This window comes from Rhizobium quercicola (assembly GCF_021168455.1).
Taxonomy (GTDB): Bacteria; Pseudomonadota; Alphaproteobacteria; order Rhizobiales; family Rhizobiaceae; genus Ferranicluibacter; species Ferranicluibacter quercicola.
Genome location: NZ_JAJOZR010000008.1, coordinates 15,993 through 40,590 on the forward strand (window position 1 = coordinate 15,993; position 24,598 = coordinate 40,590).

Annotated in this window: 22 protein-coding genes and 2 tRNA genes; 15 read left to right on the plus strand and 9 right to left on the minus strand. The window is 65.3% G+C overall.

Going from position 1 to position 24,598, the window contains the following annotated elements; all coding sequences use genetic code 11:
• Window positions 1–32: 32 nt before the first annotated feature.
• The 3 genes from nusA to infB all read left to right on the plus strand — a co-directional run bounded on the left by nusA (window position 33) and on the right by infB (window position 5,141).
• The gene (gene nusA / locus LRX75_RS13215) at window positions 33–1,655 is read left to right on the plus strand and encodes a transcription termination factor NusA (protein WP_231815074.1); all 1,623 of its coding nucleotides are present in this window, start codon (window positions 33–35) and stop codon (window positions 1,653–1,655) included.
• Window positions 1,656–1,660: 5 nt separating this feature from the next.
• Window positions 1,661–2,374, plus strand: coding sequence for an RNA-binding protein (locus tag LRX75_RS13220; RefSeq protein WP_420851199.1), 714 nt, complete (start codon window positions 1,661–1,663; stop codon window positions 2,372–2,374).
• Between the two features lie 106 nt (window positions 2,375–2,480).
• The gene (gene infB, locus LRX75_RS13225) at window positions 2,481–5,141 is read left to right on the plus strand and encodes a translation initiation factor IF-2 (RefSeq protein ID WP_231815077.1); all 2,661 of its coding nucleotides are present in this window, start codon (window positions 2,481–2,483) and stop codon (window positions 5,139–5,141) included.
• A gap of 63 nt (window positions 5,142–5,204) precedes the next feature.
• On the opposite strand, the gene LRX75_RS13230 is transcribed toward infB, so the two are convergent.
• Window positions 5,205–5,654, minus strand: coding sequence for a DoxX family protein (locus LRX75_RS13230; RefSeq protein ID WP_231815080.1), 450 nt, complete (start codon window positions 5,652–5,654; stop codon window positions 5,205–5,207).
• A gap of 218 nt (window positions 5,655–5,872) precedes the next feature.
• Between LRX75_RS13230 and LRX75_RS13235 the strand changes: the two genes are divergently transcribed.
• The 6 genes from LRX75_RS13235 (at window position 5,873) to LRX75_RS13260 (ending at window position 9,274) form a co-directional block, all read left to right on the plus strand.
• Entirely contained in the window at window positions 5,873–6,163 is a 291-nt protein-coding gene (locus tag LRX75_RS13235) for an Rdx family protein (RefSeq protein WP_231815082.1), read from the plus strand.
• Window positions 6,160–6,585: a YqaA family protein gene (locus LRX75_RS13240; protein ID WP_231815084.1), complete on the plus strand. Its 426-nt coding sequence runs from the start codon at window positions 6,160–6,162 to the stop codon at window positions 6,583–6,585. Before LRX75_RS13235 ends, LRX75_RS13240 begins: the two co-directional genes overlap by 4 nt.
• 119 nt (window positions 6,586–6,704) lie before the next feature.
• Entirely contained in the window at window positions 6,705–8,174 is a 1,470-nt protein-coding gene (locus LRX75_RS13245; protein ID WP_231815085.1) for a phosphomannomutase, read from the plus strand.
• A 95-nt stretch (window positions 8,175–8,269) separates the two neighbouring features.
• A tRNA-Leu gene (locus tag LRX75_RS13250) sits at window positions 8,270–8,356 on the plus strand.
• 316 nt (window positions 8,357–8,672) lie between these two features.
• A complete protein-coding gene (locus LRX75_RS13255) occupies window positions 8,673–8,897 on the plus strand; it encodes a hypothetical protein (RefSeq protein WP_231815087.1) in 225 nt (74 codons plus the stop codon).
• A 149-nt stretch (window positions 8,898–9,046) separates the two neighbouring features.
• Window positions 9,047–9,274, plus strand: coding sequence for a hypothetical protein (locus tag LRX75_RS13260; protein WP_231815089.1), 228 nt, complete (start codon window positions 9,047–9,049; stop codon window positions 9,272–9,274).
• Window positions 9,275–9,324: 50 nt separating this feature from the next.
• On the opposite strand, the gene LRX75_RS13265 is transcribed toward LRX75_RS13260, so the two are convergent.
• Both LRX75_RS13265 and LRX75_RS13270 read right to left on the minus strand, forming a co-directional pair.
• Window positions 9,325–10,356, minus strand: coding sequence for a hydroxyacid dehydrogenase (locus LRX75_RS13265; RefSeq protein WP_231815091.1), 1,032 nt, complete (start codon window positions 10,354–10,356; stop codon window positions 9,325–9,327).
• A 144-nt stretch (window positions 10,357–10,500) separates the two neighbouring features.
• Complete coding sequence (locus LRX75_RS13270; RefSeq protein WP_231815093.1) at window positions 10,501–10,818, minus strand: hypothetical protein; 318 nt, start codon at window positions 10,816–10,818, stop codon at window positions 10,501–10,503.
• Between the two features lie 194 nt (window positions 10,819–11,012).
• On the opposite strand from LRX75_RS13270, the gene LRX75_RS13275 reads away from it, so the two are divergent.
• The gene (locus LRX75_RS13275) at window positions 11,013–11,639 is read left to right on the plus strand and encodes a ribonuclease D (RefSeq protein WP_113149692.1); all 627 of its coding nucleotides are present in this window, start codon (window positions 11,013–11,015) and stop codon (window positions 11,637–11,639) included.
• A gap of 10 nt (window positions 11,640–11,649) precedes the next feature.
• Here the strand turns inward: LRX75_RS13275 and LRX75_RS13280 are convergent, their stop codons facing one another.
• Together LRX75_RS13280 and LRX75_RS13285 are read right to left on the minus strand one after the other, a co-directional pair.
• Window positions 11,650–11,994: a DUF6665 family protein gene (locus LRX75_RS13280; protein WP_231815095.1), complete on the minus strand. Its 345-nt coding sequence runs from the start codon at window positions 11,992–11,994 to the stop codon at window positions 11,650–11,652.
• A gap of 113 nt (window positions 11,995–12,107) precedes the next feature.
• Complete coding sequence (locus tag LRX75_RS13285; protein WP_231815097.1) at window positions 12,108–13,490, minus strand: nicotinate phosphoribosyltransferase; 1,383 nt, start codon at window positions 13,488–13,490, stop codon at window positions 12,108–12,110.
• Between the two features lie 284 nt (window positions 13,491–13,774).
• Here LRX75_RS13285 and LRX75_RS13290 point away from each other — a divergent pair, with 284 nt between their 5' ends.
• Window positions 13,775–16,150: a hypothetical protein gene (locus tag LRX75_RS13290; protein WP_231815099.1), complete on the plus strand. Its 2,376-nt coding sequence runs from the start codon at window positions 13,775–13,777 to the stop codon at window positions 16,148–16,150.
• A gap of 114 nt (window positions 16,151–16,264) precedes the next feature.
• Here the strand turns inward: LRX75_RS13290 and rpsA are convergent, their stop codons facing one another.
• The 3 genes from rpsA to LRX75_RS13305 all read right to left on the minus strand — a co-directional run bounded on the left by rpsA (window position 16,265) and on the right by LRX75_RS13305 (window position 19,547).
• Entirely contained in the window at window positions 16,265–17,971 is a 1,707-nt protein-coding gene (gene rpsA / locus LRX75_RS13295; RefSeq protein WP_113149424.1) for a 30S ribosomal protein S1, read from the minus strand.
• 137 nt (window positions 17,972–18,108) lie between these two features.
• Window positions 18,109–18,741: a (d)CMP kinase gene (gene cmk, locus LRX75_RS13300; protein ID WP_231815102.1), complete on the minus strand. Its 633-nt coding sequence runs from the start codon at window positions 18,739–18,741 to the stop codon at window positions 18,109–18,111.
• Window positions 18,738–19,547 (minus strand): hypothetical protein, encoded by an 810-nt coding sequence (locus LRX75_RS13305; RefSeq protein ID WP_231815105.1) that lies wholly within the window; start codon window positions 19,545–19,547, stop codon window positions 18,738–18,740. Before LRX75_RS13305 ends, cmk begins: the two co-directional genes overlap by 4 nt.
• A gap of 204 nt (window positions 19,548–19,751) precedes the next feature.
• On the opposite strand from LRX75_RS13305, the gene LRX75_RS13310 reads away from it, so the two are divergent.
• Window positions 19,752–20,144 (plus strand): TIGR02300 family protein, encoded by a 393-nt coding sequence (locus tag LRX75_RS13310; protein ID WP_092931577.1) that lies wholly within the window; start codon window positions 19,752–19,754, stop codon window positions 20,142–20,144.
• 215 nt (window positions 20,145–20,359) lie between these two features.
• Window positions 20,360–20,435 (plus strand) — tRNA-Ala (locus LRX75_RS13315).
• Window positions 20,436–20,493: 58 nt separating this feature from the next.
• Here the strand turns inward: LRX75_RS13315 and xth are convergent.
• On the minus strand, window positions 20,494–21,267 hold the full coding sequence (xth, locus tag LRX75_RS13320; protein WP_231815108.1) for an exodeoxyribonuclease III: 774 nt from the start codon (window positions 21,265–21,267) through the stop codon (window positions 20,494–20,496).
• Between the two features lie 975 nt (window positions 21,268–22,242).
• On the opposite strand from xth, the gene LRX75_RS13325 reads away from it, so the two are divergent.
• Both LRX75_RS13325 and LRX75_RS13330 read left to right on the plus strand, forming a co-directional pair.
• Window positions 22,243–22,692 carry a helix-turn-helix domain-containing protein gene (locus LRX75_RS13325; protein ID WP_113149428.1) on the plus strand — a complete coding sequence of 150 codons (450 nt, stop codon included), beginning with the start codon at window positions 22,243–22,245 and terminating at the stop codon, window positions 22,690–22,692.
• On the plus strand, window positions 22,692–24,566 hold the full coding sequence (locus LRX75_RS13330; RefSeq protein ID WP_231815111.1) for a hypothetical protein: 1,875 nt from the start codon (window positions 22,692–22,694) through the stop codon (window positions 24,564–24,566). The genes LRX75_RS13325 and LRX75_RS13330 overlap by 1 nt, the downstream gene beginning before the upstream one ends.
• Window positions 24,567–24,598 lie beyond the last annotated feature (32 nt).

Consider the following 24,598-nt stretch of genomic DNA (forward strand, 5'->3'; position numbering starts at 1 on the left):
CCCGGACTATTCGACCTACGGAGACCTACCCCATGGCAGTCAGTGCTAACCGGCTCGAACTTCTGCAGATCGCGGATGCCGTCGCGCGCGAAAAGGTGATCGACCGCGAGATCGTGCTGGCCGCCATGGCCGACGCGATCCAGAAGGCGGCGCGCTCGCGCTACGGCTCGGAAAGCAACATCCGCGCCGACATCAACTCCAAGACCGGCGAGATCCGCCTGCAGCGTCTTCTGGAAGTGGTCGAGGTCGCCGAAGACTACGGCACGCAGATCCCGCTGGAACTGGCGCGCGACCGCAACCCGGACGCCAAGCTCGGCGACTTCATCGCCGATCCGCTGCCGCCGATGGATTTCGGCCGTATCGCCGCCCAGTCCGCCAAGCAGGTCATCGTCCAGAAGGTTCGCGAAGCCGAGCGTGACCGCCAGTTCGACGAATACAAGGACCGCATCGGCGAGATCGTCAACGGGACCGTCAAGCGCGTCGAATACGGCAACGTCATCGTGGACCTCGGCCGCGGCGAAGGCATCATCCGTCGCGACGAGATGATCCCGCGCGAGAACATGCGCTATGGCGACCGTGTCCGCTCCTATGTCTACGACGTGCGCCGCGAACAGCGCGGTCCGCAGATCTTCCTGTCGCGCACGCATCCGCAGTTCATGGTCAAGCTCTTCACCATGGAAGTGCCGGAGATCTACGACGGCATCATCCAGATCCGCTCGGTCGCCCGTGATCCGGGTTCGCGCGCCAAGATCGCCGTCATCTCCAATGACTCGTCGATCGATCCGGTCGGCGCCTGCGTCGGTATGCGCGGCAGCCGCGTCCAGGCCGTCGTCGGCGAGCTTCAGGGCGAGAAGATCGACATCATTCCGTGGAGCCAGGATCCGGCCTCCTTCATCGTCAACGCCCTGCAGCCGGCGGAAGTCGCCAAGGTCGTTCTGGACGAGGATGCAGAGCGCATCGAAGTCGTCGTGCCCGACGAGCAGCTGTCGCTGGCCATCGGCCGTCGCGGCCAGAACGTCCGTCTGGCATCGCAGCTGACCGGCTGGGACATCGACATCATGACGGAAGCCGAAGAGTCCGAGCGCCGCCAGAAGGAATTCAACGAGCGCACGAACCTCTTCATGGAATCGCTCGACGTGGACGAAATGGTTGGCCAGGTTCTGGCGTCGGAGGGCTTCGCGCAGGTCGAGGAACTCGCCTATGCCGAACTCGACGAGATCGCCTCGATCGAGGGCTTCGACGAGGAGACCGCCAGCGAGATCCAGACGCGTGCCCGCGAATATCTCGACAAGCTGGAAGCCGAGATGGACGAGAAGCGCAAGGCGCTGGGCGTCGAGGACGAGCTGCGCACGATCAACGGCATGACCGGGCAGATGCTGGTGGCGCTCGGCCAGGACGGCATCAAGACCATGGAAGACTTCGCCGGCTGTGCCGCCGACGATCTCGTCGGCTGGTCGGAGCGCAAGGACGGCGAGACCAAGCGTTTCGAAGGCCTGTTCTCCAAGCTGGAAATTTCGCGCACGGAAGCCGAAACCATGATCCTTCAGGCGCGCCTGGCTGCGGGCTGGATTACGGAGGAAGACCTTGCACGCGAGACCGAGGCACTCCAGATAACGGAAGGTGTCGAGGAGGACGAGGCGGAAGCCGCGTCCTGATCCCCATGAATTCCGTACCCAACCCGCCAGACATGGCACCGGACGATGTGAACGTCCCCGCGGAGGACGACGACGTGCCGCTCAACGGGCGCATGTGCATCGTCACCCGCACGAGCGGCCCGGCCGATGACGGCCTGATCCGCTTCGTCGCGGGGCCGGACGGCCGGGTGGTTGCGGACCTGAAACGCCAGCTGCCGGGTCGCGGCTGCTGGGTCACCGCCGAGCGGGCGGTTCTGGAGACGGCGATCAAGCGCAAGCTCTTTGCGCGGGCGCTGAAGACGGCGGAGGCCAAGCCCGGCCCCGAGCTTCTGGACGAGGTCGACAGGCTTCTCGTCCAACAGCTCGTCGGCATGATGAACATGGCGCGAAAGGCCGCGCAGTTCATCACCGGGTCTTCGAAGGTGGAACAGGCGGTTCGCGGCATGGCGGCGCTCGCCACGTTCCACGCCACCACGGCCGCACCCGACGGTGTGCGGAAAATAGACCAGGCGCGCAAGGCCATGAGCTTTGTCGCCGATGACGGCGAGCAGATACCCACCTTCCGCTTCTTCACCGGAGAGGAATTGGATACGTTGCTCGGAAGTAATTCTTTTATCCATGCCGCAGCGCTTGCAGGGCAGGCGGGTGAGGGTGTAGTGAAGCGCGCAAACATGCTGGAAAGATACCGGGGCGACGTGTCCCCCCGTGCCTTCGGCGACGCTTCCCAGCCGACATTATGACGCGGGACACCGGCCACGGCCGTGACGACCGCAATACGGTAAGACGACAATCGAACGACGGGGTCTGGTGATACGCATCCGGCTTCGATCTTAGGAACGGAACGGAATGACCGATAACAACGACGACAAGACCCTGAGCGGAGCCGGCAAGAAGACTCTGACGCTGCGCCCCTCCGGCGTGAGCCAGGGCACAGTCCGCCAGGACATGGGCCGCGGCCGCACGAAGGCTGTCGTGGTCGAAACCCGCAAACGCCGCCCCACACGGCCGGAAGACGAGAAGCCGGTCGCACCGATCGCCTCGGCTCCCGTTCGTGCGCCGCAGCCGCGCCCGCCGGAAACGCGCCCCATGCAACAGACCACGGTTCGCCCGCAGCCCCAGGCGCCGCGGCCCGATCCGGCGCGTCCGCGCACCGGCGTGGTTCTGAACCAGCTGTCTGCCGGTGAAATCGATGCGCGCCGCCGCGCACTCGCCGAAGCGCAGATCCGCGATGCCGAGGAAGCCAAGGCGCGCGCCGCTGCCGAAGAGAAGCGCAAGATCGAGGAAGCCGAGCGCCTGAAGCGCGAAGCCGAGGAAGCCGCCCGCCGCGAAGCGGAAGAGGCTGCCCGGCCCGCCGCCGAGCGCGAAGCCGAGAAGGCAGCGCTCGCCGCTGCCGCCGAAGCCGAAAAGGCAGCGGCCGCCGCAGCCGCGGCTGCGCCGCCGGTCGTCGAACGCCCGGCGCCCGTCATCACGACGGACGCGAACGGCGTGCGTACGCGCCGCACCAACGAGGCCGAGGAAACCCGCCCTGCCCGTCCGGGCGCGGTGCCGGTTCGCGGCAAGCCCGTGCGTCCCGAGCCTGCCAAGGCTCCCGCACGTCCGAAGACCGAGGAAGAGCGCCGCAAGGGCAAGCTGACGCTGACGGCAGCGCTCGACGACGACGGCAATGCCCGTGGTCGCTCGCTCGCGGCCATGCGTCGCCGGCAGGAGAAGTTCCGCCGCAGCCAGATGCAGGAAACGCGCGAGAAGGTCATGCGCGAGGTCATCCTGCCGGAAACCATCACCATTCAGGAACTGTCGCAGCGCATGTCCGAACGTGCCGTCGACGTCATCAAGTACCTGATGAAGGACGGCCAGATGATGAAGCCCGGCGACGTCATCGACGCCGATCTCGCCGAGATCATCGCCGCCGAATTCGGCCACACCGTCAAGCGCGTATCGGAATCCGACGTTGAAGAAGGCATCTTCAACCAGGCCGACGACGCCGGCGAAATGGTGTCGCGTCCTCCGGTCGTGACCATCATGGGCCATGTCGACCACGGCAAGACCTCGCTGCTCGACGCCATCCGCCAGACGAGCGTCGTCTCGGGCGAAGCCGGCGGCATCACGCAGCATATCGGTGCCTATCAGGTGGAACAGAACGGCCAGAAGATCACCTTCATCGACACGCCCGGCCACGCCGCCTTCACGGCCATGCGTGCCCGTGGTGCGCAGGCAACCGACATCGCGATCCTCGTGGTCGCGGCCGACGACAGCGTCATGCCGCAGACGATCGAATCCATCAGCCACGCCAAGGCTGCCGACGTTCCGATCATCGTGGCGATCAACAAGATCGACAAGCACGAAGCCAACCCGGACAAGGTGCGCCAGCAGCTGCTGCAGCACGAAGTGTTCGTGGAATCGCTCGGCGGTGAGGTCCTCGACGTCGAAGTGTCGGCCAAGAACAAGGTCAACCTCGACAAGCTGCTCGAGGCCATCCTGCTGCAGGCTGAAATCCTCGACCTCAAGGCCGATCCGAGCCGGACGGCCGAAGGTATCGTCATCGAAGCCCAGCTCGATCGCGGTCGTGGCTCGGTCGCCACCGTTCTTGTCCAGAAGGGCACGCTGAAGCCCGGCCAGATCATCGTGGCCGGCGACCAGTGGGGCCGCGTGCGCGCGCTCGTCACCGACAAGGGCGACCATGTCAAGGAAGCCGGTCCGGCGACCCCGGTCGAAGTCCTCGGCCTCTCGGGAACGCCGGCTGCCGGCGATCGCTTCGCCGTGGTCGAGAACGAAGGCCGTGCCCGCGAGATCTCCGAGTATCGCCAGCGCCTGACGCGCGACAAGGCGGTTGCCCGCCAGTCCGGCCAGCGCGGTTCGCTCGAGCAGATGATGAGCAAGCTGCAGAACACCGGGTTCAAGGAGTTCCCGCTGGTCATCAAGGGCGACGTGCAGGGTTCGGTCGAAGCCATCATCGGCGCGCTCGATCGTCTCGGCACCGACGAAGTTCGTGCCCGCATCGTTCATTCGGGCGCCGGTGCGATCACCGAGTCGGACATCGCGCTGGCGGAATCGTCGGATGCTGCGATCATCGGCTTCAACGTTCGCGCCAACGTCCAGGCACGCCAGGCGTCCGAGCGTTCGGGCATCGAGATCCGCTACTACAACATCATCTACGACCTGGTGGATGACGTGAAGGCAGCGATGTCGGGCCTGCTCTCGCCGGAGCGCCGCGAAACCTTCCTCGGCAATGCCGAAATCCTGGAAGTATTCAACATCACCAAGACCGGCAAGGTCGCGGGTTGCCGCGTGGTCGAGGGCAAGGTCGAGCGTGGTGCGGGCGTCCGCCTCGTGCGCGACAACGTCGTCATCCACGAAGGCAAGCTCAAGACCCTCAAGCGCTTCAAGGACGAAGTGTCCGAAGTGCCGGTCGGTCAGGAATGCGGTATGGCCTTCGAGAACTACGAGGACATCCGCGCCGGCGACACCATCGAGTGCTTCCGCGTGGAGCACATCACCCGCACGCTGTAAGGCGCAGGTGGATCACAGGTTTGAAAATGGCGGCTTCGGCCGCCATTTTCATTTCTGGTTTGCTCAGATCTGGCGGCCGAGCTTTGCGTCGACCGATTGCGCGTTCGAGCCGCGCACGGCGAAGTAGAGAAAGATCGCCGCCCACAGGATGGACTTCTCCGCACCGGCCAGCCCCTCGGCCTTGACGATGCCGTGGACGTAGACGGTCACCAGGAGAACGATCATCGAGGCGAAGGCTGCGGGCCGCGTGAAGAGGCCGATGGCGACGAAAATGCCGCCGAAGAACTCGGTGGCGGCGAGCAGCGGCGACCAGAAGACGCCGGGATAGAAGCCGAGGCCCTCGACCATGCCGACGGCGCCGAAGGGGTTGGTGATCTTGCCGAAGCCGTGGGTGACGAGAAGAGCGCCGGCGACGACGCGCAGGACGGTTTCCGCCGTCGTATCGAAGGGACGATAGAGGCGCTGGAGGGTGGGGAAGATCGGCCGCGGGCGGTCGGAAACGGGATCGGTCATCAAATGGGCTCCTGGGTTCGGGGCAAACGACGTGCCCTCCCCCTCTTCCCGCAGATAATCGCCACCGCAAGGCGCGCCGTCGAAAAACCTGAGGCTTCAGGTTAACATTTGCGTGAAAGTCCCGATCGAAAACCGGCCGGACCCTGCGCGAACCGTTTCGGTCAGCCCGGGAATGCAGTAAGCCTCGTGCGCAACCACACCGCCCAAGGAGCCCGCTCATGAGCCAGGGAAAACCCCGTGTCAGCATTCTCTATTGCACGCAGTGCAACTGGCTTCTGCGCTCCGGCTGGATGGCGCAGGAGTTGCTGCAGACCTTTCCGGACGCGCTGGGCGAAGTCGCGCTGATCCCGGGTACCGGCGGAAACTTCGAAATCCACGTCGGTGAGACCCTGATCTGGGAGCGCAAGCGCGACGGTGGGTTTCCCGGACCGAAGGAGCTGAAGCAGCGGGTGCGAGACATCATCGCGCCGGAGCGCGATCTCGGACATACGGATCGGCCTTCCTCTTGAGTCTTGCAGCCCTCGCCGGCGTCTTTGCCGCCGCCTTCCTGTCCGCCACGCTTCTGTTCGGTCTTTCCGAAGCCGCCGTCATCGCCGCCCTTCAGGATCCGAACCTGCCGCGCGGCTTCGTCTTTCTGGTCGCAACGGCCGGCAATGTGCTGGGAGCGGTCGTCAACTTCGTCCTCGGCCGCTTCTTCCTGCGGTTCGAGGGGCGGCGGTGGTTTCCGGTATCGCAGAAAGGTCGGGCACGGGCGGAGGCCATCTTCCGGAGATACGGCCAGCCGGTGCTGCTTCTCTCCTGGGTGCCCGTTATCGGCGATCCGCTGACGCTGGCAGCCGGCCTGCTGCGCATGCCGTGGCTGCCGTTCCTGATCTATGTCTCCATCGGCAAGGCGGCGCGCTATGCCGTGCTGGTCTGGGCGTTCGGATGAGGCGGCCTCTTTAACCGCCTTGCGCTTTTTCCGCCGCGCATCGCGCGTATGCCTGTGATGCGGCACGGCTTTGCGATATTCCTGCCTGCAACGCTTCGCAGACGCAGGAGAGCCGCGACATGAGCCTGAAATTCGGAACCAGCGGATTGCGTGGCCTGTCTGTCGATCTCGAGGGTCCGGCGGCCGCGCTCTATGCCACGGCCTTTGCGCATTATCTGCTCTCCACCGGCCAGGCGAAGCGCGGCGATACCGTCCTCATCGCCCGGGATTTCCGCGCGTCCAGCCCGGCGATCGCGGCGATTGCCGCGGGTGCCCTTCAGCGCGCCGGCCTGACCGTTCTCGACTGCGGCACCGTACCGACGCCGGCGCTGGCGCTGCAGGCGCTGTCCACGCGGTCCGCGGCCCTGATGGTCACCGGCTCGCACATCCCCGCCGACCGCAACGGCATCAAGTTCTACCGCCCGGACGGCGAAATCGCCAAGGCGGACGAAGAGGCGATCACCGCGGCGGCGGATCGGCTTCGCGCCAGCCAGACCGCGATCGATGCCACGCCGGCCGACGTGCCGACCATCGCGGCCACGGTGCGCGATCTCTTCGTCGCCCGCAACGTGCGCCTGCTGCCCGATCGCGCGCTCTCCGGCCTCCGGGTGGGCGTCTACCAGCATTCCACGGTCGCGCGCGATCTCTTCGTCGAGGTTCTCGCGCATTACGGCGCCGACGTCGTGCCGCTCGGACGCTCGGAGACCTTCATTCCGGTGGATACCGAAGCGGTCTCCCCGGAGACCGTGGCGGCCTTGCGCGGCTGGGCGCGCGAACATCGGCTGGACGCAATCGTTTCTGCCGATGGGGACGGCGACCGCCCTCTCGTCGGCAACGAGGCCGGCGAACCGATCCGGGGGGATCTCCTCGGTCTGATCGCCGCCGAATTCCTCGGCGCCACCGTCGCGGTCACGCCGGTCACCTCGAATTCGGGGCTGGAGCGCCGCGGGACGACCGAGATCCTGCGGACGCGCGTCGGCTCTCCCTTCGTCATCGCGGGCATGCAGGACGCGGCGAAGGCCGGGCATGAGCGGGTGGTCGGCTTCGAGGCCAATGGCGGAACGCTGACGGGAAGCGCCGTGATGGTGAACGGCACCACGCTTGCCGCCCTTCCGACCCGCGACTGCTTCCTGCCTGTGCTGGCGATCCTCTCCGAGGCTGCAGAGCGCCGTCAGCCGCTGTCGGCCATCGTCGACCGCTACAGCCTCCCCATCGCCCTCAGCGACCGTCTGGAGCGGTTTCCGGTGGAAACCAGCCAGGCCTTGATGGCACATCTCCGCAGCAGCCCTGCGGCGCTTGCGGCCTTCCTGGAACCGCTCGGCGTACCCGCGTCCGTCAGCGATATCGACGGCCTGCGCGTGACGCTTGCGGACGACAGCATCGTCCATCTCCGCCCCTCCGGCAATGCGCCGGAAATGCGCTGCTACGTCGAAGCGGAGACGGAAGCCAAGGCTGTCGCCCTGCTGACCGCCGGCCTTGCCCGCATTCGCGCCTGGGCCGACCCGGCAGGCTCAAGACAGGCGACGGAGCCCGGGAAAGCCGCAGAATGAAAAGATAGCGAATACAGCACCTTACTCAAGGTGTCGTGAATTCTTCAAAATCGCTGTTGACACCGGACGCCCGGCCTTTTACATCCCCGCTCGTCGCCCAGATGGCGGAATTGGTAGACGCGCCAGCTTCAGGTGCTGGTACCCGAAAGGGTGTGGAGGTTCGAGTCCTCTTCTGGGCACCAAATTCCCGAGAACGATCCATAAAGCCCTGCTCGCGCAGGGCTTTTGGCGTTTCGGGACATGGATGCACCAGAGCGCGGCCATCGGATGTCGGCGGGCCGTGCCTGCGGCGGGGTCATACGGGCTATGAACCGCGTGCGGAACCACCATGTCGAACGGCATGTCACAAAACTCTTACTTTTCATCGTGCAGAAGTCACGCTTCTCAGCCGACGAGATTTCGCATCTTCTTGAACATGTTTCCATGATTCGCGGCGCGCCCGTTTGCACCTCGGAGGGAACGCGTCGAGCTTCATGATCAAGCGAAGGGGGTGTCGTGATGGGGAAAAACGATAACGTTGAAAACTGGGCCGTGCTGCGGGCGCAGCAGATCCTGATGCGGGAGGGCATGGACCTTGCCGTGTCGGCCCGCGATGCGAATACGGGGGCGGTTCGCGCCAAGGGAAAGCTTCTGGCCATGGCGATCGCCGCATCGCTGATGGAGGCATCCGCCTCGTCCCTGCGGGCCGAGGGGACCTCCCAGGGCGCCATTCGCCATATGTAACGCCCGGCGTCGCTCTGCGGCGCCACCGCTGCGGCGGCGTGTCGTCCCGGCGTCGCGTCGTTACGCAGCCAGCGGGCCACAGATCTAGCGATGTCGAGACGGGCACGACACAGCTACAGTGCGCCTTCCTGAAGAGGGAGGGAGCCTTCATGTCGTTTCTATCGGATATGGCGCTCGAGCAAACGGAGATCGATATCGTCTATCGGGCGCTCGATCTCTGGTGTCGGGAGATCGGCGCGCCCATCGACAGCACGGACGGCCGCGATGTCGCGACCGTGCTGCTCGCTCTCTACAAGACGGGCCATACGAACGAGACGGCGCTTCTGGCGGCGATGCGCAGGATCAACCCCGAAGGGCCGATCCCCGCCTCTCGTTAAAAAGGTCCTGACGGCCGAAGCCGCGGCACAGTTTCGGGATACACCTGGTCTCAGTTGTTGGTGACGGGCTTGGAGCGCATGCGGGAGACGGTCTCGCGCTCCGCGCGCTTGCAGCGCATGGGCGGCAGTCCGCGATCCATCAGGTCCATATCCTCCAGCACCATGTCGCCCATCTTCTTGAAGGCGCTGTCGAGCGCCCCCGCCCGGTGCGCGGACCGCAGGAAGCCGGGCAGGCTGCGGACCTTGTGGTCGAGCGGCAGCGGCTCTTCGGGGAAGACATCGCTGGCCGCGACGATATGGCCCGCTTCGACGGCGGCCATCAGATCGTCGAAATCCACCACATTGGCGCGGCTCAGCAGAATGAAGGCGGCGCCCTTCCTCATCCTTGCGAAGGCCTGCGCATTCAGGAAATTCTGGTTCTCGCTGGTCACGGCCGCCACGACGAAGATGAAATCGCTTTCGGACAGCACGGTGTCGAGATCCGCCGGAATGACGCCGTTGTCCTTGAGGATCGAAGCGGGCAGCCACGGATCGAACACGCGCGTGACCGTCCGGAAGCCGGTAAGCACCCGGTTCAGCGCCTTGCCGAGGTCGCCGAAGCCGATGATGCCGACGTTGGAACCGCTCAAAAGCCGTGCCGTCCGGTTGCCGTCGCCACCCCAGAGCTCGCGCCCTTCCCGGAAGTCGAGATCGGCATCGACCATACCGCGCGCGATGCCGAGCGCCATGGCAAGGCCCAGTTCCGCGACCGGCTCGGCAAAGACCTGCCCGGTGGTGACGACATGGATGCCGCGCTCGAACAGCACGTCATAGGGCATATTGTTGATCAGGTTGCTTTCCACATTGAGGACGCAGCGCAGCTGCGGCATCCGCGCGAGCGTCGCGGCATCGAGCGGCGGCTGGCCGAGCACGTAGCGCGCCGCTCCCAGAACATCGCCATCGAGGCTCGCCACCGTGTCTGCCTCCACCTCCACGATCCGGTATCGGTCGTGGAGAACGCCGAGGGCTTCCGGCGTGAAAATCAGATCGAGCGTTCGCGGCTCGGGCGCGCTGATCACCAGCGGCTTTTCGTTTTCGGACATTCGCATTCCTCCCGCATCATTCCGGCCCTGTCTCCTCGCGGTCGAGCCTCACAGGGCAGAGGCCGGACCGTCGCTCCAACCTCCCGCGGTTGACGACGACCCTGCGTATCAGAGGGAAGGGGTGGAGGACATCGGGGGATGGCGTCAATAATTGAAGCCGCGAAGCTGCCGGTAGTTCGACGGCGGCAGGCGGGGAGAGACAAACTCCGGGCCGCCATCGCGGCTGCAGACGTTGACCGTGTGATAGCGCGGCCCCCGACTGGGCAGGATATTGCCCTGCGCGCGATCGATCAGGGCCTGCTCGCAGCGCAGATTGCTGGTCGTGCCGATCGGATCGAGTGGCTCGACGCCGGGCAGGCTATCGAAGGTGACGACCGGCTGTTGCGGTTGCGCGGCAACCGGCATCGTCGTCGCGCTGAGCACTGCCAGGATGCCGAGAAGAACGATCGATCCGATTCGCATACCTGCTCGTCCCATGGCTCACGCCCCTTTCGCCCATCATCCGGCAGCCAAGCGAACGCTATCGCATCGGGGCCGGTTCCGCGTTATACCGCCTGAGCATTCCACCGGTTGCGGCACCGCCTTGGTGACAGCCCCGACCGTCGACAATGGCCGGCAGCCTGCCCATCGGGCAGGATGATGATGTGGGGAATTCCATGCCGAATACAATACGGTTTCACGAAGGTGATATCGCCGCGGAAGACGCCGCCCGCTACAAGGGCGCGATCGCGGTGGATACCGAGACGCTGGGCCTCGTGCCGCGTCGCGATCGTCTCTGCCTCGTGCAGCTTTCGCCGGGCGACGGAACGGCCGATATCGTGCAGATCGCGCCGGGACAGACGACAGCGCCGCACCTCGTGCACATGCTGGCCGATCCGGCGCGGCAGAAGATCTTTCATTATGGCCGGTTCGATATTGCCGTGCTCTTCCACACCTTCGGGGTCACCACGACCCCGGTGTTCTGCACGAAGATCGCCTCACGCCTCGCGCGCACCTATACCGACCGCCACGGCCTGAAGGACAATCTGAAGGAAATGCTGGAGGTCGATATCTCCAAGCAGCAGCAATCGTCCGACTGGGCCGCCGCCACGCTGACGCCGGCACAGCTGGACTATGCCGCCTCCGACGTGCTGCACCTGCATGCTTTGCGCGACAAGCTGAACCAGCGGCTGATGCGCGACGGGCGGATCGACCATGCGGAGGCATGTTTCGCCTTCCTGCCCACCCGCGCGAAGCTCGACCTCATCGGCTGGGAGGCCACGGATATCTTCGCGCACAGCTGAGCGGGCATCGTCACGTTTGCGAGGGCTTGCGCACCACGCCGAGGCGGGCGACGACCTCCTTGGGAATGCCGTAGCGCTCGATGGCATCGCGGTTGGAGCGCAGGCCGCAGATCTCCCGCTGGATGAAGAAGGACCAGACGGCGTCGGCCGCCGCATCCAGCAGCGCCTCGCGGCCCTCCGGCGTCGTCTCCGGCTCGCCGAGCCCCTGCAGCGCGGCGATCGCCTTTTCCACCCTCAACCCATGACGACCGAGCGCATCGGCGCGTTCGGCCATCAGCTCGTATTCGAGGATATCGAGGCCGCCCTGACGGGCACCTCCGGGATTGCCGAACGATTGGGGTGGCCTGACCGACATTTCGGACCTCCTGCTTGCGTCTCGCCGTGCGGCCGGGCAGCCGTCGTGCGTCCGGCGTCAGTCCGGATCTGGGGATCGCGCCCCTGCCCTGCAAGAGGTGCGGTACCCTCATCTCACCGGGCCTGCGCGCGAACCTCCTCGAACGACCAGTCCTTCAGCAGGCGGCCGTCCTGCCAGACGGGCCGCAAATGGTTCTCGCGGCCGGCCAGCGCATCGAGCCGCACGGCCTCGAGGCCCGCCATACCGGACACGACGGCCTGCCGGCCGGCTTTCGAGGCCTTGACGTTCATCGTGGCCGGGCGCTTCCAGACATCGTGCCAGCGGCCGGCCGTGTCCTGGCGCGCATTGGCCTTCATGGCGAAGGCGTAGCTATCGCGGTTGACCTTCTGGAGAATGCCGCCCCCCATGGCGAAGGTCATGTTCTCCGCCGAATAGCCGAAGGCCTCCAGCCGGTTCAGGATCTGGTTCATGTCGGCAAGCGTGATGCCGTCGCCCTGGATCACCCGGACGCAACGGTCGAGAACCTTGAAGCCCTTGCGGTTCTGCGTCGTGCCGAAACGGTAGTCGAGCTGCTGCACCACCTGCACCGGGGTCTCGATCGGGTCGCCGCTGTCCGGCCGGATATAAACGGTGGCGCCGCTGGCCTTGACCGTGTCGCGCAGCTGCTTGCCCCAGATGAAGGATACGGCCTGATTGATGTCGTAGCTGTCGGACACCACGGCGAAGGCGCCGGAGGGCGCAAAGCGCGAGACCATGTTGGCATAGGCATCCGCCTCGCGGTCGCCGCCCCAGGCCGTCATGGTCGAGTGCTCGGAGGCGGGCATGGAACGCCCGGCCATGACGGCACCATAGCAGCGGCGTGCGGTGAGGACGCCGGACAGCGTGTCCGTGCCGGTGAAGTGGACGAGATGGGCGGCACCGCCGATGCCGGCCTGCTCGAACGCGCCGACGCCGCGGGCACCGTAATCCAGCAGACGCGAGGGCAGCAGAAGCTCGGGCTCGTCGGCCGTGCGCTCCAGCGCGTCGCGCAGCGCGAGCTTGACCTTGCGGACATTGCTGGCAACGGTCGAGGGATACCAGACGGCGCGCAGCAGGGCCGTCTCGATATGCGAGGTCAGCCACCAGCAAGCCGGGTCGGTGTTGACGACCTGAACCAGCGGCACGCCCCGGCGCGTTAGGGTGCCCTCCGGCAGCGCCTCGATCCGCAACGGCAGGTAGCCGCCATGCGCGTTGACGATATGCATCCAGCCGGCGCGATCGAATGGCAGGCCGTGCGCCTGCGCGACCTCCTCGGCCTCGGCAACGTCGCTCATGGCGACCGGGCGGCTCAGCACATCCTTCAGGAAGATCTGGAGACCGAAGAACACCACGTCGATCAGATCGCTCCCGCCGCGTGTTTCGATATAGGAGGAGATCGCGGCTGTTTCCGGCGGATATTGCAGGAAATGGCTGAGCTTGTAGCTGTCGGTGTTGAGGATGAGATTCGCCCAGTTCATGTCGTTCGGCCTTCCGTCCATCGCGCGGCATGCGATCCGCAATCCGGTAACGATATCGTAACCATATTGCGCTAATCTGGAGACATTCATGCCAAGCCGGCTCTTTTTCCGGCACGTGCTGCCTCCAGGTGTATCCTGTCGGGCATGCGCATGACGCGCCCATGGACATCGTGACACCGGCACGTTTGCCGCGCCTGAACCCGCCGGCGGCAGGGCACTCCCGTTCCCTGCGTCGCTCTTCAGCAATCGCACCCGGCCGAAGCCGGTTATGGACGGAGACTGCCATGCAGACATCGACCGCCATCTCCCGGAGTGCCGCCGCCGCCCTGACCGATGGCGGGACGGCGAAGGACCGGCACGTGCTGCCGGCAGCGGCGACGAAGCGGTTCGATGCCATCCTCCATGTCATCGAGATCGTGCTGCGCGACATGGCGAATGCCGATCCGGCAACGCGCGTCGCGCTGGCGCGCCTGACCGAAGCGCTGGCCCGGATCGTCGATTTCCCCCCGCAACCGCAGGAGAGCCTGCGCGACTTCACCCGCCGGCTGGCCGCCCATATGGACGTTCTGCCGCCTGCCGCCCGCGCGCTGCTCGAGAAGCAGCTGAACCAGCAGCCGCTGCTCGCGGCCTTGAAGATGCTGGTGGAAACGCTGCGTCCGGCGCTGACGCTCGATCTGCGGATCGACCTGCCGCTCACGCGCGACGGCCTCTGGCACCCGGATGCCGTTTCCGCCCTTTTCCCCGACGAGGACGAGCGGCCCGCCTTTCGCCAGCCGACGATCCAGGCGCCGCTTCCCACCCGCATGGCCTTTTCGCAGGCGCCGGGCGTGGCACCCGGTGCGCCGCATCTGCAGCAGGCTCTGGGGCAGGCCTTCTCGCCCGAGACGACGGCGCGGGCGCCCGCTGCAACAGGCTATCCGCCGCAGACCGCGGACGAACCCCTGCCGCCCCTTCGGGAAGCCGCAGCGTTCCTCGCCTCCGACGCCCACGCGCTCGCGCAGGCCGTGGCCATCGCCCGGGGGCATGCCGCCGATGTCCCGATCGGCCTCGTCGCGGATCGTCCGCCCGCCGACCTCGATCCGACCGCTGCGGGTATGGTCCAGCCCGACATCGAGACGGCCGCTGCGGGAACCCCGCCTGAAACGGGCACCAATGAGCCTGCCGACGCGCATCTCGCGAGCGTCGCAAGGCCGGACCGGCCGATCACGTCCTTGGCGGAGCCTCATTCTGCGTCACCGAAGCTCGCCGCCGCGGAAGGCCTTCAGCCTGCAGAGGACGAACAAACGCTTCGTTCGGGGCCCATGGCATCCAAGCCCAGCGAGACGATCTCCAAAGGTGAGCTCCCGGTGCTCGCACGGCCGACCGACACTGTCGCCCGCCAGATGCCGACCGGGGCGGAAGCGGCAAGCGCCCTCCTGCAGCCGGAGGAAGACGCGACGGGCCAGCCCGTCGCGCCACCGTCGCTGCGTCCGATGCCCCGAACCGATGAATCGACCCGCAGCTTCGCAGCGGCCACGGCCGTGTCGATCACCGGCGGCGGCGAAGGGCGTGCGGTGGCACAGCCGGTCGCCGTGGGGCCTGCAACCGTCTCCGAGCCTCCGAACCCGAGACGATCCGAGGGGGTTCCTTCGACGCACAGCCAGCTATCGTTCGAACCGAAACAGACACCGCGCAGTGCAACGCCGATGCAGACGGACCGGACCACTGCCGCCGGCCCCTCCCCCGCGCAGGCGGCTGAAGCTGCGCGCAAGACCGTGACAGCAGCAGCCACAACGGCAAACCGCCTTGCCCCGCACGCGACAGAAGGCCTGCCGCTTGCCACAGGCGAGCATCCGATCGAAGAGACGATCACGTTTCGCGTTCGCCCGATCCTGTCCGACATGCCTGCCGCGCGATCGAGACAGGAACAGGCGCCACCGGCGGGAGACGTCACGGCGCGGTCCGCCGCGGCGGAGCATGATGGACAACGCGCGCGGCGGCCCGGTCTATCGCCCGACGCAGATCGCAGCGCGGACGCGCATCGCTCGCGCGAACCGGGCGGCGCCGCGTTCGATCATCTCCTGCCCAAGGTGGAGATCGCCCTGATGACGACGGGTGCCCGCGAGGTCGCCAACACGATCGGGCAGCTCAATGAATGGGAGACACTGTTCTACATGCTGTCTGGCAGCCTCGGTGAGACCTCCGAGACGCCTGCGCCGCAGGAGGCCTCTCTCGCGCCAGAGCGACAGGAGGAGACGGGCGGTGCGCGTCCGCCTGCAGGCCATGGCGTCGAGGAGGACCTGCTGTCGGTCACCGACGAGGATCGCACGGCGCAGGCGGCCGCTCCGCAGCCATCCGCCGAAGACGCGCCTCCCGTGCCACTTCTGCCGCGCGGTCTGGAGGTCGCCATCGCCCGGGAAACGATCGGCTATCCGTTCGTGCCCTACCTCCCCGTCGCCGATACCGGCAGCGTCGAGGTCGAAGAGGACGAGCCTCGTCGCCAGCGCCGCGAGAACGAGGCCGGCTTTTCCGGAGGCGAGGAGGACGGGAGCGGTGGACGCGAATCCGGCGCATCGTCGATGCAGGACGAGACACCCGGCGCCGAACCGTCCGAAGACAAAGAGGACGGCGAGCGTCATGACGCCTACGATCTCTACCAGCGCCTTTCGGACCTGCCCTGATCGCCACAGACCGTCCGCTTTGTCACGACCCAACGTAAAAGGCCCGCGGCGATGTCTCGCCGCGGGCCTTTCGTTTCAAACCATGTTCGACGGAACTGTCGAACGGAGCAAGGATTACTCGTTGCCGCCGCGGTTCTTGAGGGCTGCACCCAGAATGTCGCCGAGCGACGCGCCGCTGTCGGACGAACCGAACTGTGCGACGGCTTCCTTCTCTTCGGCGATTTCCAGCGCCTTGATCGAAAGCATGACCTTGCGGTCCTTCTTGGAGAAGTTCGTGACGCGGGCGTCTACGGTCTGGCCGACCGAGAAACGCTCCGGACGCTGCTCGTCACGGTCGCGCGACAGGTCGGCACGACGGATGAACGAGGTGATGTCCTCGTGGTTGACGAGACGAACTTCGAGGCCACCGTCGTTGACGGCGATGACTTCGCACGAGACGACGGCGTTCTTGCGCAGTTCGCCGGACGTTGCGGCTTCGCCGACCGCATCCTTGCCGAGCTGCTTGATGCCGAGCGAGATGCGCTCCTTGTCGACGTCCACATCGAGAACGACGGCCTTGACCATGTCGCCCTTGTTGTATTCCTCGATGACCTGCTCGCCCGGACGGTTCCAGTCGAGATCCGACAGGTGCACCATGCCGTCGACGTCGCCGTCGAGGCCGATGAACAGGCCGAATTCGGTCTTGTTCTTGACTTCGCCTTCAACTTCCGTGCCAGCCGGGTGGCTGTGCGCGAAGGCCTGCCACGGGTTCTCGAGCGTCTGCTTGAGGCCGAGCGAGATGCGGCGCTTGGTCGGATCGACTTCGAGAACGACAACATCGACTTCCTGCGTCGTGGACAGGATCTTGCCGGGATGTACGTTCTTCTTGGTCCAGGACATTTCCGAGATGTGGATCAGGCCTTCGATGCCCGGCTCCAGCTCGACGAATGCACCGTAGTCGGTGATGTTGGTGACGGTACCGGAGATCTTCTTGCCGACCGGGTACTTCGCACCGATGCCATCCCACGGATCCGACTCGAGCTGCTTCATGCCGAGCGAGATGCGGTGGGTTTCCTGGTTGATGCGGATGATCTGAACTTTGACCTGCTGGCCGATGTTCAGGATTTCCGACGGATGGTTGACGCGGCGCCATGCCATGTCGGTCACGTGCAGCAGACCATCGATGCCGCCGAGGTCGACGAACGCACCGTAATCGGTGATGTTCTTGACGACGCCGTCAACGACCTGACCCTCTTCGAGGTTCTGGACGATTTCCGAACGCTGTTCCGCACGCGATTCTTCGAGAACGGTCCGACGCGAAACCACGATGTTGCCGCGACGCTTGTCCATCTTGAGGATTTCGAAGGGCTGCGGGTTGTGCATCAGCGGGGTGACGTCGCGGATCGGGCGGATATCGACCTGGCTGCGCGGCAGGAAGGCAACGGCACCGTCCAGATCGACGGTGAAACCGCCCTTGACCTGGTTGAAGATGACGCCTTCGACGCGTTCGCCGGCTTCGAACTTCACTTCCAGGCGCATCCAGCTTTCTTCGCGGCGAGCCTTCTCGCGCGACAGAACGGCTTCGCCCAGAGCGTTTTCGATGCGCTCGACATAGACTTCGACTTCATCGCCGACCTTCAGCGTGCCGTCCTTGGCCTTCGCGCCGAATTCCTTCAGGGCGACGCGGCCTTCGACCTTGAGACCGACGTCGACGATGGCGACGTCCTTCTCGATGGCCGTGATCACACCCTTTGTGACGTAGCCTTCGGCCAGATCCTGCTGGGCAAAGGATTCCTGCAGCAACGCTGCGAAATCGTCGCGGGTGGGTTGTGCTTGAGACATGAATACTCCTGGTCGTGCCATCGGGCACGGGCGCCGGGGGTTTGCGTTGATCATATCCGATGACCCTCCGCTCCCGATCGCCCCATAGGGCATCGTATCGGGAACAATTCCGGCGCGGGGACGGTCGGTTCGGACTGCTAGTGCGCTAACGCGGCGTCGATCACTGACTTCGCCGCTGAAAACGCCGCCTCTATACCCATTTCCGAGGTATCGATCAAGTGCGCGTCTTCGGCGGGGCGCAAGGGGCTGTCGGCGCGCCCCATGTCGCGCTCGTCGCGCTTGAGGATATCGGCGAGGACGGCAAGATAATCGGCGGGCACGCCGTGTCCCGTCATCTCGTCGAAACGCCGCCGCGCACGCACCTCGGCCGAGGCCGTGACGAAGAGTTTCACCTGCGCCTGCGGGCAGACGACGGTGCCGATGTCGCGGCCGTCGAGCACCGTGCCGGGGGTGCGGCCCGAAAATGCCTTCTGCGCCTCGACCAGCGCACGCCGGACCGCCGGCATCACCGCGATCTTCGAGGCGGCTTCGCCGATCTCGTGCGCCGCGAGGACGGAGCGATCGAGCCCGGCCAGATCGACCTTGAACGCCATGGCCTCCGCCACCGCCTCGTCGTCGAGCGACAGGCCGGCATCGAGCAGCGCCTTGGCGGTCGCGCGATAGGTCAGCCCGGTATCCAGATGGTGAAAGCCGTAGGTTTCGGCGACCCGGCGCGAAAGCGTGCCCTTGCCCGCCGCAGCCGGTCCGTCGATCGCGATAATGAATGTCATGGTCTCACCTGAAAATGAATATGGTCGTCGTGACGCGCTGCGCGGCATCCCTGAAATCGAATGGCGTCATCCCCGACGCCGAGCCTTCTGGCAAGATGGGGCTCGATGAAGATCTTTTCCACACCGAGATCCGTCCCAAGCGTCGAAAGCCAGGAAACGGCGGCAGCGGTCTGGGCCTCGTCCAGTGGCAGACGCTCGAACATCGGCTGCAGCACATCGAGATCCCACCGGAAGCTCAACAGGTCGTGCCGCCCGGCGCAGGGAAGCACATCGCCGGGCTGCGGCTCCTCGAACGCGAAATAGCCGAGCGGTGAGCGCGTGACGCCGTTCAGCGGCTCGCCGTCGGGTGCCCGATAGTAGAAGGCGACATCGAGCTTTCTGCCATCATTGTGCGACAGATGCGGCAGAAGCGGAAAACCGCGAAAAAACGGAAAATTCGCATCGAGCGCCAGCGTGACGGTGCCGGGATACGTCGTCTCCATGTGGCGGGCGAGCGCGATCGCGGCCGTCTTCATGGCCGGCGTCACGTAGTTGCGGTTGAGCGCGCAGAAGAGCGGCGACCGGACCGCCAGCGGCATATCCGCCTGCCCGCAGGACAGCGGCACCCGCCCGAAGAGCGGCGCGACCGACCGTGTGAGGACGGTCGCCCCGGCATAGACGACGAGGAACACACAGAAGGTCGCCACGCCTTTGCGTCCCCCGGCAAGACGCACCAGCCCGAACGAGACGAGATAGGCAAGGCCTCCGATCTGCGTCAGGGCGGTGAGGAGAAGGACCAGCAGAAAGCGCCAGAGAAAGATCATCATGGTTCCATCGTGAGGATATCGTGCGGTGCCCGCCGTCCGGCACCGCCTTACAACCCCTTCCCGCGCAGGGAAACGGTCTCCATTCACGTTTTGGCTTTGACAGTTTCCGCCCTTACGATTAAGGGGACCGGCTAATTCATCTTAGGTTTACCGCCGGCATTCCGGCTGACGCCGGTTCGTCCGGCCGTTCAAGAGGCATTGACAGTGGCAAAAGCGGAACTCGGAACCAAGCGCATCGACCCGGAAACGGGACGCAAGTTCTATGACCTGAACAAGGACCCGATCGTGTCGCCGTACACCGGCAAGTCCTACCCGCTCTCCTTCTTCGAGGAGACATCGGTCGCCAAGGTCATGGAAAAGGCTGCAGCCGAGGAAGAGGACGTCGCCGAAGTCGATACCGAGAACCCGGAGGTCGAACTCGTCTCCCTGGAAGAGGCCGACGAGGGCGCGAACGGCGACGACATCCCGGATCTGGGCGACGACGAAGTCGAGATCGACAATGACGACGACGACACCTTCCTCGAAGAAGACGAGGACGACGACAATGACGGCCTGTCCGACCTGATCGGCGTCAACGACGACGACGACGAAGTCTGATCGTCCCCACCATCGCACGTTTCGAGGCCTGCCTTTCCCCGCGAAAGGCAGGCCTTTTCTTTGGCCCGGACAAGGCTTTTCGACGCTATTTCAACAAAATGTCGATGCCACCGATTTTATGGCTTGCCATCTCCGGGAAGCGGAAGTAATAAGCCGCACCTGCCCGGCACGAAGCGCCTGGCGGCACCCGGAACCGGCCTTGCCGGACCCTTTATGGGGCTATAGCTCAGCTGGGAGAGCGCTTGCATGGCATGCAAGAGGTCAGCGGTTCGATCCCGCTTAGCTCCACCAAATCCTTTCCGATCAGAAAAATCACCGACGGTCCCGCCTTGGCGCAGACGCGTGTCTCCTACAGCGATAGCTCGACCCAGACCGGCGCGTGGTCGCTGGTCTTGTCCCATCCCCTCACATGACGATCGACGCCGCAGGCGGTGAGGTGGGGCGCGAGGTCGGGGCTGAGCAGGCAATGGTCGATGCGAAGGCCGGCGTTTCGGGCGAAGGCGTTGCGCAGATATTTCCAGAAGGTGAAGATCTGCTCGTCCGGATGCAGCGCGCGGACGGCGTCCGTCCAGCCGGTCGCGACGAGGTCTCGATAGGCCTTGCGGATCTCGGGGCGGAAAAGCGCATCGTCCTGCCATCGCGCGGGATTGTAGACGTCGAGATCCGTGGGCATGACGTTGAAGTCGCCGATGAGCGCGGCCGGCATGCCGAACTCCAGAAGCGTTTCGCCATAGCGCGTCAGGGACCGGAACCAGTCGAGCTTCCGGGCGAATTTGGGTCCGGGATACGGATTGCCGTTCGGGGCGTAGAGGCAGCCGACGATCACGCCGCCTGTGATGACCTCGATATAGCGGCTTTCCGCGTCGTCGCCTCGGTCCGGCAAGCCGCGGCGCGCGAGAACGGGGACGGACCCGCGCGCGAGGATCGCCACACCGTTCCAGGCCTTCTGCCCATGCCAGACGGCGCCATAGCCCGCCTTCTCCAGAGCCTTCTCCGGAAACCGGGCTTGGGGCGCCTTCAGCTCCTGCAGGCAGACGATGTCCGGCCGGCTTTCCTTCAGCCAGCGAAGAAGAATGTCGAGCCGCCCGTTGATACCGTTGACGTTATACGTCGCGATGCGCATGTGCTGTCCGGCTCCGATGCGGCTCGTTTCTGAACATGCAGGCTGTCGCGCCGAGGCGTCCGCTGCCGTGGCGATCGCCCCCTCCGGGCCCGCCGTTGTCTTCATATCGTGGCTTGAGCCAGCCGACCGCGAGCGGCCGTCATCGACGTTTTCCCTAAAGCGGCGTTGCGCATCGCGACGGACATAGCGCTTGTCCGTGCCCGTCTCGACCCATTCCTGCCCGGCCATGCCGTCTCCTCTTGGCGAACGATACCGGAGAACGCGATGCGGGCCAAAAGGATGCGTGTCGCGGGCTCTTGCGCGAGACACGCATCACCATGGCTCCGCATCGGACGTGGCGTGATGCCAGACGGACATGCCGGGACACCACGCGGACGAACGGCGTAGACGAAGAGAGATCGGAGATGCAGGCGTGGAAAGCTCCTCCAGAAACTGAAAAGCCTGCCGCGGGAGGAGGTGCGGCAGGCTTTCCAAAAGAACCGAACAGCGGCTGGGAGGAGGAGTGCCGCTATTCCTACAGGGGTCCGGGGAGGAGGATCGGAGCCCTGAAACTCGAAGGACGCGGGAGGAGGTGCGTGCTTCGATGAGGCTGATCATACGCGAAAACGGAAGATCCGAAAGTCGTTATATTGCAGTGCAGCCATGCGACGGAAGCATACCTCGTGCGATGACGGCGACGATAACGGCTAAATCTTCATCGTTTCCGAACCCGCCCTCCGCACATTCGGAGGTCACGCCCGAACGCCGGGAGAATTTCGAACCGCCTCTGTCGAAATATGCGTCTCCCACACTGACCATCGCGATCTGCCTGCGACCAAAAAGGGTGGCGGAGCGGGGCGGAAAACGTTATCGCTTGCTAACCAGAAGTGCCATGAGCCCGCGATCGCACCCCCGCAGGAAATTCGTTGCTCTTTCTGAAAAATCATACATTCTCGCGCAAACGAGAATTCAGCCGGTATTTCTGCAGGAGCGACTATGAACGCGAAGGCCCCCCATGCGATCGATATTTACGTTGGAGGTCGTGTTCGTGCGCGCCGGCTTATCCTCGGGATGAGCCAGACGGCGCTGGGCGACAGGCTGGGCATCACCTTCCAGCAGATCCAGAAGTACGAAAAGGGCGTGAACCGGATGGGCGCGAGCCGGCTGCAGGCCGCCGCCGATATTCTGAGCGTGCCGATCAGCTACTTCTTCCAGGACAATCCGAGCGACCAGACCCGCCCTGAGGCCGCCGATTTCGACGCGGTCAATGCGTTTCTCTCCACGCGCGAGGGTCTGTCGCTCAACAAGGCGTTCTCCTCCATCAAGAGCCCCGACATCCGCAAGACGGTCGTCGCCCTCGTGACCTCGCTGGCGCAGGGCGAAGAGGCTGCTGCCCGGCAGCCGGCGGATGCTTCCGCCGTGCAGGCGTCCGCCAACGCCTCCTGATGTGCCCGCTGCGGCTGCAGACCTTCGGCAACCTGGCGCTCAAGAGCCGGAGTGGCGAGGACCTCGCCTTTCCGCAGAAGGCCCTGTTGCTCGTCTGCATGCTGCGCCTGGGCGAACGTCCCGTCCTGCGACGGGACGAAGCCTCGGCCCTCCTCTGGCCGGAGGCGGACCGGGAGGCGCAGCAGATCAACCTGCGCAAGATGGTTTCGCGCATCCGCAAGGCGCAGCTCGCCTATCACAGCGTGATTCTCGATATCGACGACACGTCCATCACGCTGGGCGATGACGGGCAGCGGCTGGTCGTGGACGCCGCCTGCTTCCGCCGAGACGACACATCGCTCGAAACCATGCTGGCCCTGCTTCGGGAGCGCTTTCTCGGCGGCAAGCTGCCGGACGGCCCCTTGCGTCGCTGGGCCGATTTGCAGGTCAATAGGCAGTACCACTTTCTGCGCGCGCGCCTGCTCGCCTCGCCCGGCGCGGCCCCTGCCGGCCCGGATATCGCGGCGATGCGGGAGGCGGCCTTTCTGCTCCTCGAACGCAACGTGCATGACGAGCCGGTGCGGTCGCTTCTGGAGGCCGACGCTCCGTCGTCGCAGCCGGCGATGCGCGCGACCGCCGACGGGCAGGCTCCGCGATCGGCAGCCACGCCAAGAAGCACGGCACTGGACACGCGCCAGCCCGTCTATGCCGAGGTCATGCCGCGCGTGCAGCGCGCACTGACGGTGACGGCATCGCTGCCGCGGCTGGCGCTCTTGCCGCCCGCCTTGCGGGCCGGCGCATCGCGAACGCTGACCGGCACGGTCGCCGCCCTCATCGACGACATCGCCATCAGCCTCTGCACCCTGCGCGACATCTCGATCGTCGCGCCTCACACCGCCAAACGGATCCAGGAAAGCAACGACAAGATCGCCATGCTGGAAACGCATGCCGTCTCCTATCTCGTGGATACGACCCTCTGCGCGGAAGGCCTGATGGTGCAGATCATCTTCGTGCCGCTCGATCGGGTCATCTGGGCAGAGCGCTTCGCCCTCGACGTTCCGTTTTCCTCGCATCGCAAGGTGATCGCCCGCATCATCGCGGACAGCATTGCCGCGGAGCTCAAGCGCAATCAGAATCCGCTGGTCGAATACGAACATCATCCCGATGCCTATCGCGCCTATCTCTCCGGCGCCCGCCAGACGAAGGATCTCTCCCTGCCCTCCATTCGCGGTGCGCGGCGCGGCTTCCGCGAGGCGCTCCAGTATCGGCGGGACTTCGCACCGAGCTTCATCGGGCTCGCACGCACCTACTCGCTGGAGTGGGTGCTGACGGCACGCGGCGACAAAAGCCTTCTCTTCAAGGCGGCGGATCATGCCCGGCTCGCCATCGCGCAGGATCCGGACGGGGCTGCCGGCTACAAGGAACTCGGCGTTGCCAAACTGTATCTCGGCGATCTCGACGAAAGCCTCGAGGCTCTGGCGCGCGCGGAAGCGCTCAGCCCGCATTACGCCGATGCGATCTACAGCTATGCCGATTCGCTCGTTCATGCCTCTCGGCCCGACGAGGGGCTGCGCAAGATTGAGCGGGCGATCGAGCTCAATCCGCTGAGCCCCGACGATTATTTCTGGAGTGCGGCCGGTGCGAGCTACTTCGTCGGCCACTACCAGGATGCCATCGACTATATCGGCCGAATGTCCCACCCGTCCTCGGCCGACCGCCTGAGAGCGGCCGCCTTCGCCATGCTCGGCGATATTCCGATGGCCCGGCGCTACCGGCGCAAGGATCGCGAAGCGAACCCGCATTTCGACCTCGACCGCTGGCTCTCCGTTCTACCCATACGAGAAATCTGGCAGAAAGAGCTTTACCGCGAAGGCCTTTCACGGGCAGGATATTAACGGCAGAATCGCTTGTCGATCCTGCCGGGACA

Coding starts and splice junctions, on each gene's coding strand:
- LRX75_RS13265 (WP_231815091.1), bottom strand. CDS start 10,356: ATGTCCGAAAACGAAAAGCCGCTGGTGATCAGCGCGCCCGAGCCGCGA.
- LRX75_RS13305 (WP_231815105.1), bottom strand. CDS start 19,547: ATGATGATCTTTCTCTGGCGCTTTCTGCTGGTCCTTCTCCTCACCGCC.
- LRX75_RS13330 (WP_231815111.1), top strand. CDS start 22,692: ATGTGCCCGCTGCGGCTGCAGACCTTCGGCAACCTGGCGCTCAAGAGC.
- LRX75_RS13270 (WP_231815093.1), bottom strand. CDS start 10,818: ATGCGAATCGGATCGATCGTTCTTCTCGGCATCCTGGCAGTGCTCAGC.
- xth (WP_231815108.1), bottom strand. CDS start 21,267: ATGCGCATCGCGACGTATAACGTCAACGGTATCAACGGGCGGCTCGAC.
- LRX75_RS13280 (WP_231815095.1), bottom strand. CDS start 11,994: ATGTCGGTCAGGCCACCCCAATCGTTCGGCAATCCCGGAGGTGCCCGT.
- LRX75_RS13260 (WP_231815089.1), top strand. CDS start 9,047: ATGTCGTTTCTATCGGATATGGCGCTCGAGCAAACGGAGATCGATATC.
- LRX75_RS13285 (WP_231815097.1), bottom strand. CDS start 13,490: ATGAACTGGGCGAATCTCATCCTCAACACCGACAGCTACAAGCTCAGC.
- infB (WP_231815077.1), top strand. CDS start 2,481: ATGACCGATAACAACGACGACAAGACCCTGAGCGGAGCCGGCAAGAAG.
- nusA (WP_231815074.1), top strand. CDS start 33: ATGGCAGTCAGTGCTAACCGGCTCGAACTTCTGCAGATCGCGGATGCC.
- LRX75_RS13235 (WP_231815082.1), top strand. CDS start 5,873: ATGAGCCAGGGAAAACCCCGTGTCAGCATTCTCTATTGCACGCAGTGC.
- rpsA (WP_113149424.1), bottom strand. CDS start 17,971: ATGTCTCAAGCACAACCCACCCGCGACGATTTCGCAGCGTTGCTGCAG.
- LRX75_RS13220 (WP_420851199.1), top strand. CDS start 1,661: ATGAATTCCGTACCCAACCCGCCAGACATGGCACCGGACGATGTGAAC.
- LRX75_RS13255 (WP_231815087.1), top strand. CDS start 8,673: ATGGGGAAAAACGATAACGTTGAAAACTGGGCCGTGCTGCGGGCGCAG.
- LRX75_RS13325 (WP_113149428.1), top strand. CDS start 22,243: ATGAACGCGAAGGCCCCCCATGCGATCGATATTTACGTTGGAGGTCGT.
- LRX75_RS13230 (WP_231815080.1), bottom strand. CDS start 5,654: ATGACCGATCCCGTTTCCGACCGCCCGCGGCCGATCTTCCCCACCCTC.
- LRX75_RS13245 (WP_231815085.1), top strand. CDS start 6,705: ATGAGCCTGAAATTCGGAACCAGCGGATTGCGTGGCCTGTCTGTCGAT.
- LRX75_RS13290 (WP_231815099.1), top strand. CDS start 13,775: ATGCAGACATCGACCGCCATCTCCCGGAGTGCCGCCGCCGCCCTGACC.
- cmk (WP_231815102.1), bottom strand. CDS start 18,741: ATGACATTCATTATCGCGATCGACGGACCGGCTGCGGCGGGCAAGGGC.
- LRX75_RS13275 (WP_113149692.1), top strand. CDS start 11,013: ATGCCGAATACAATACGGTTTCACGAAGGTGATATCGCCGCGGAAGAC.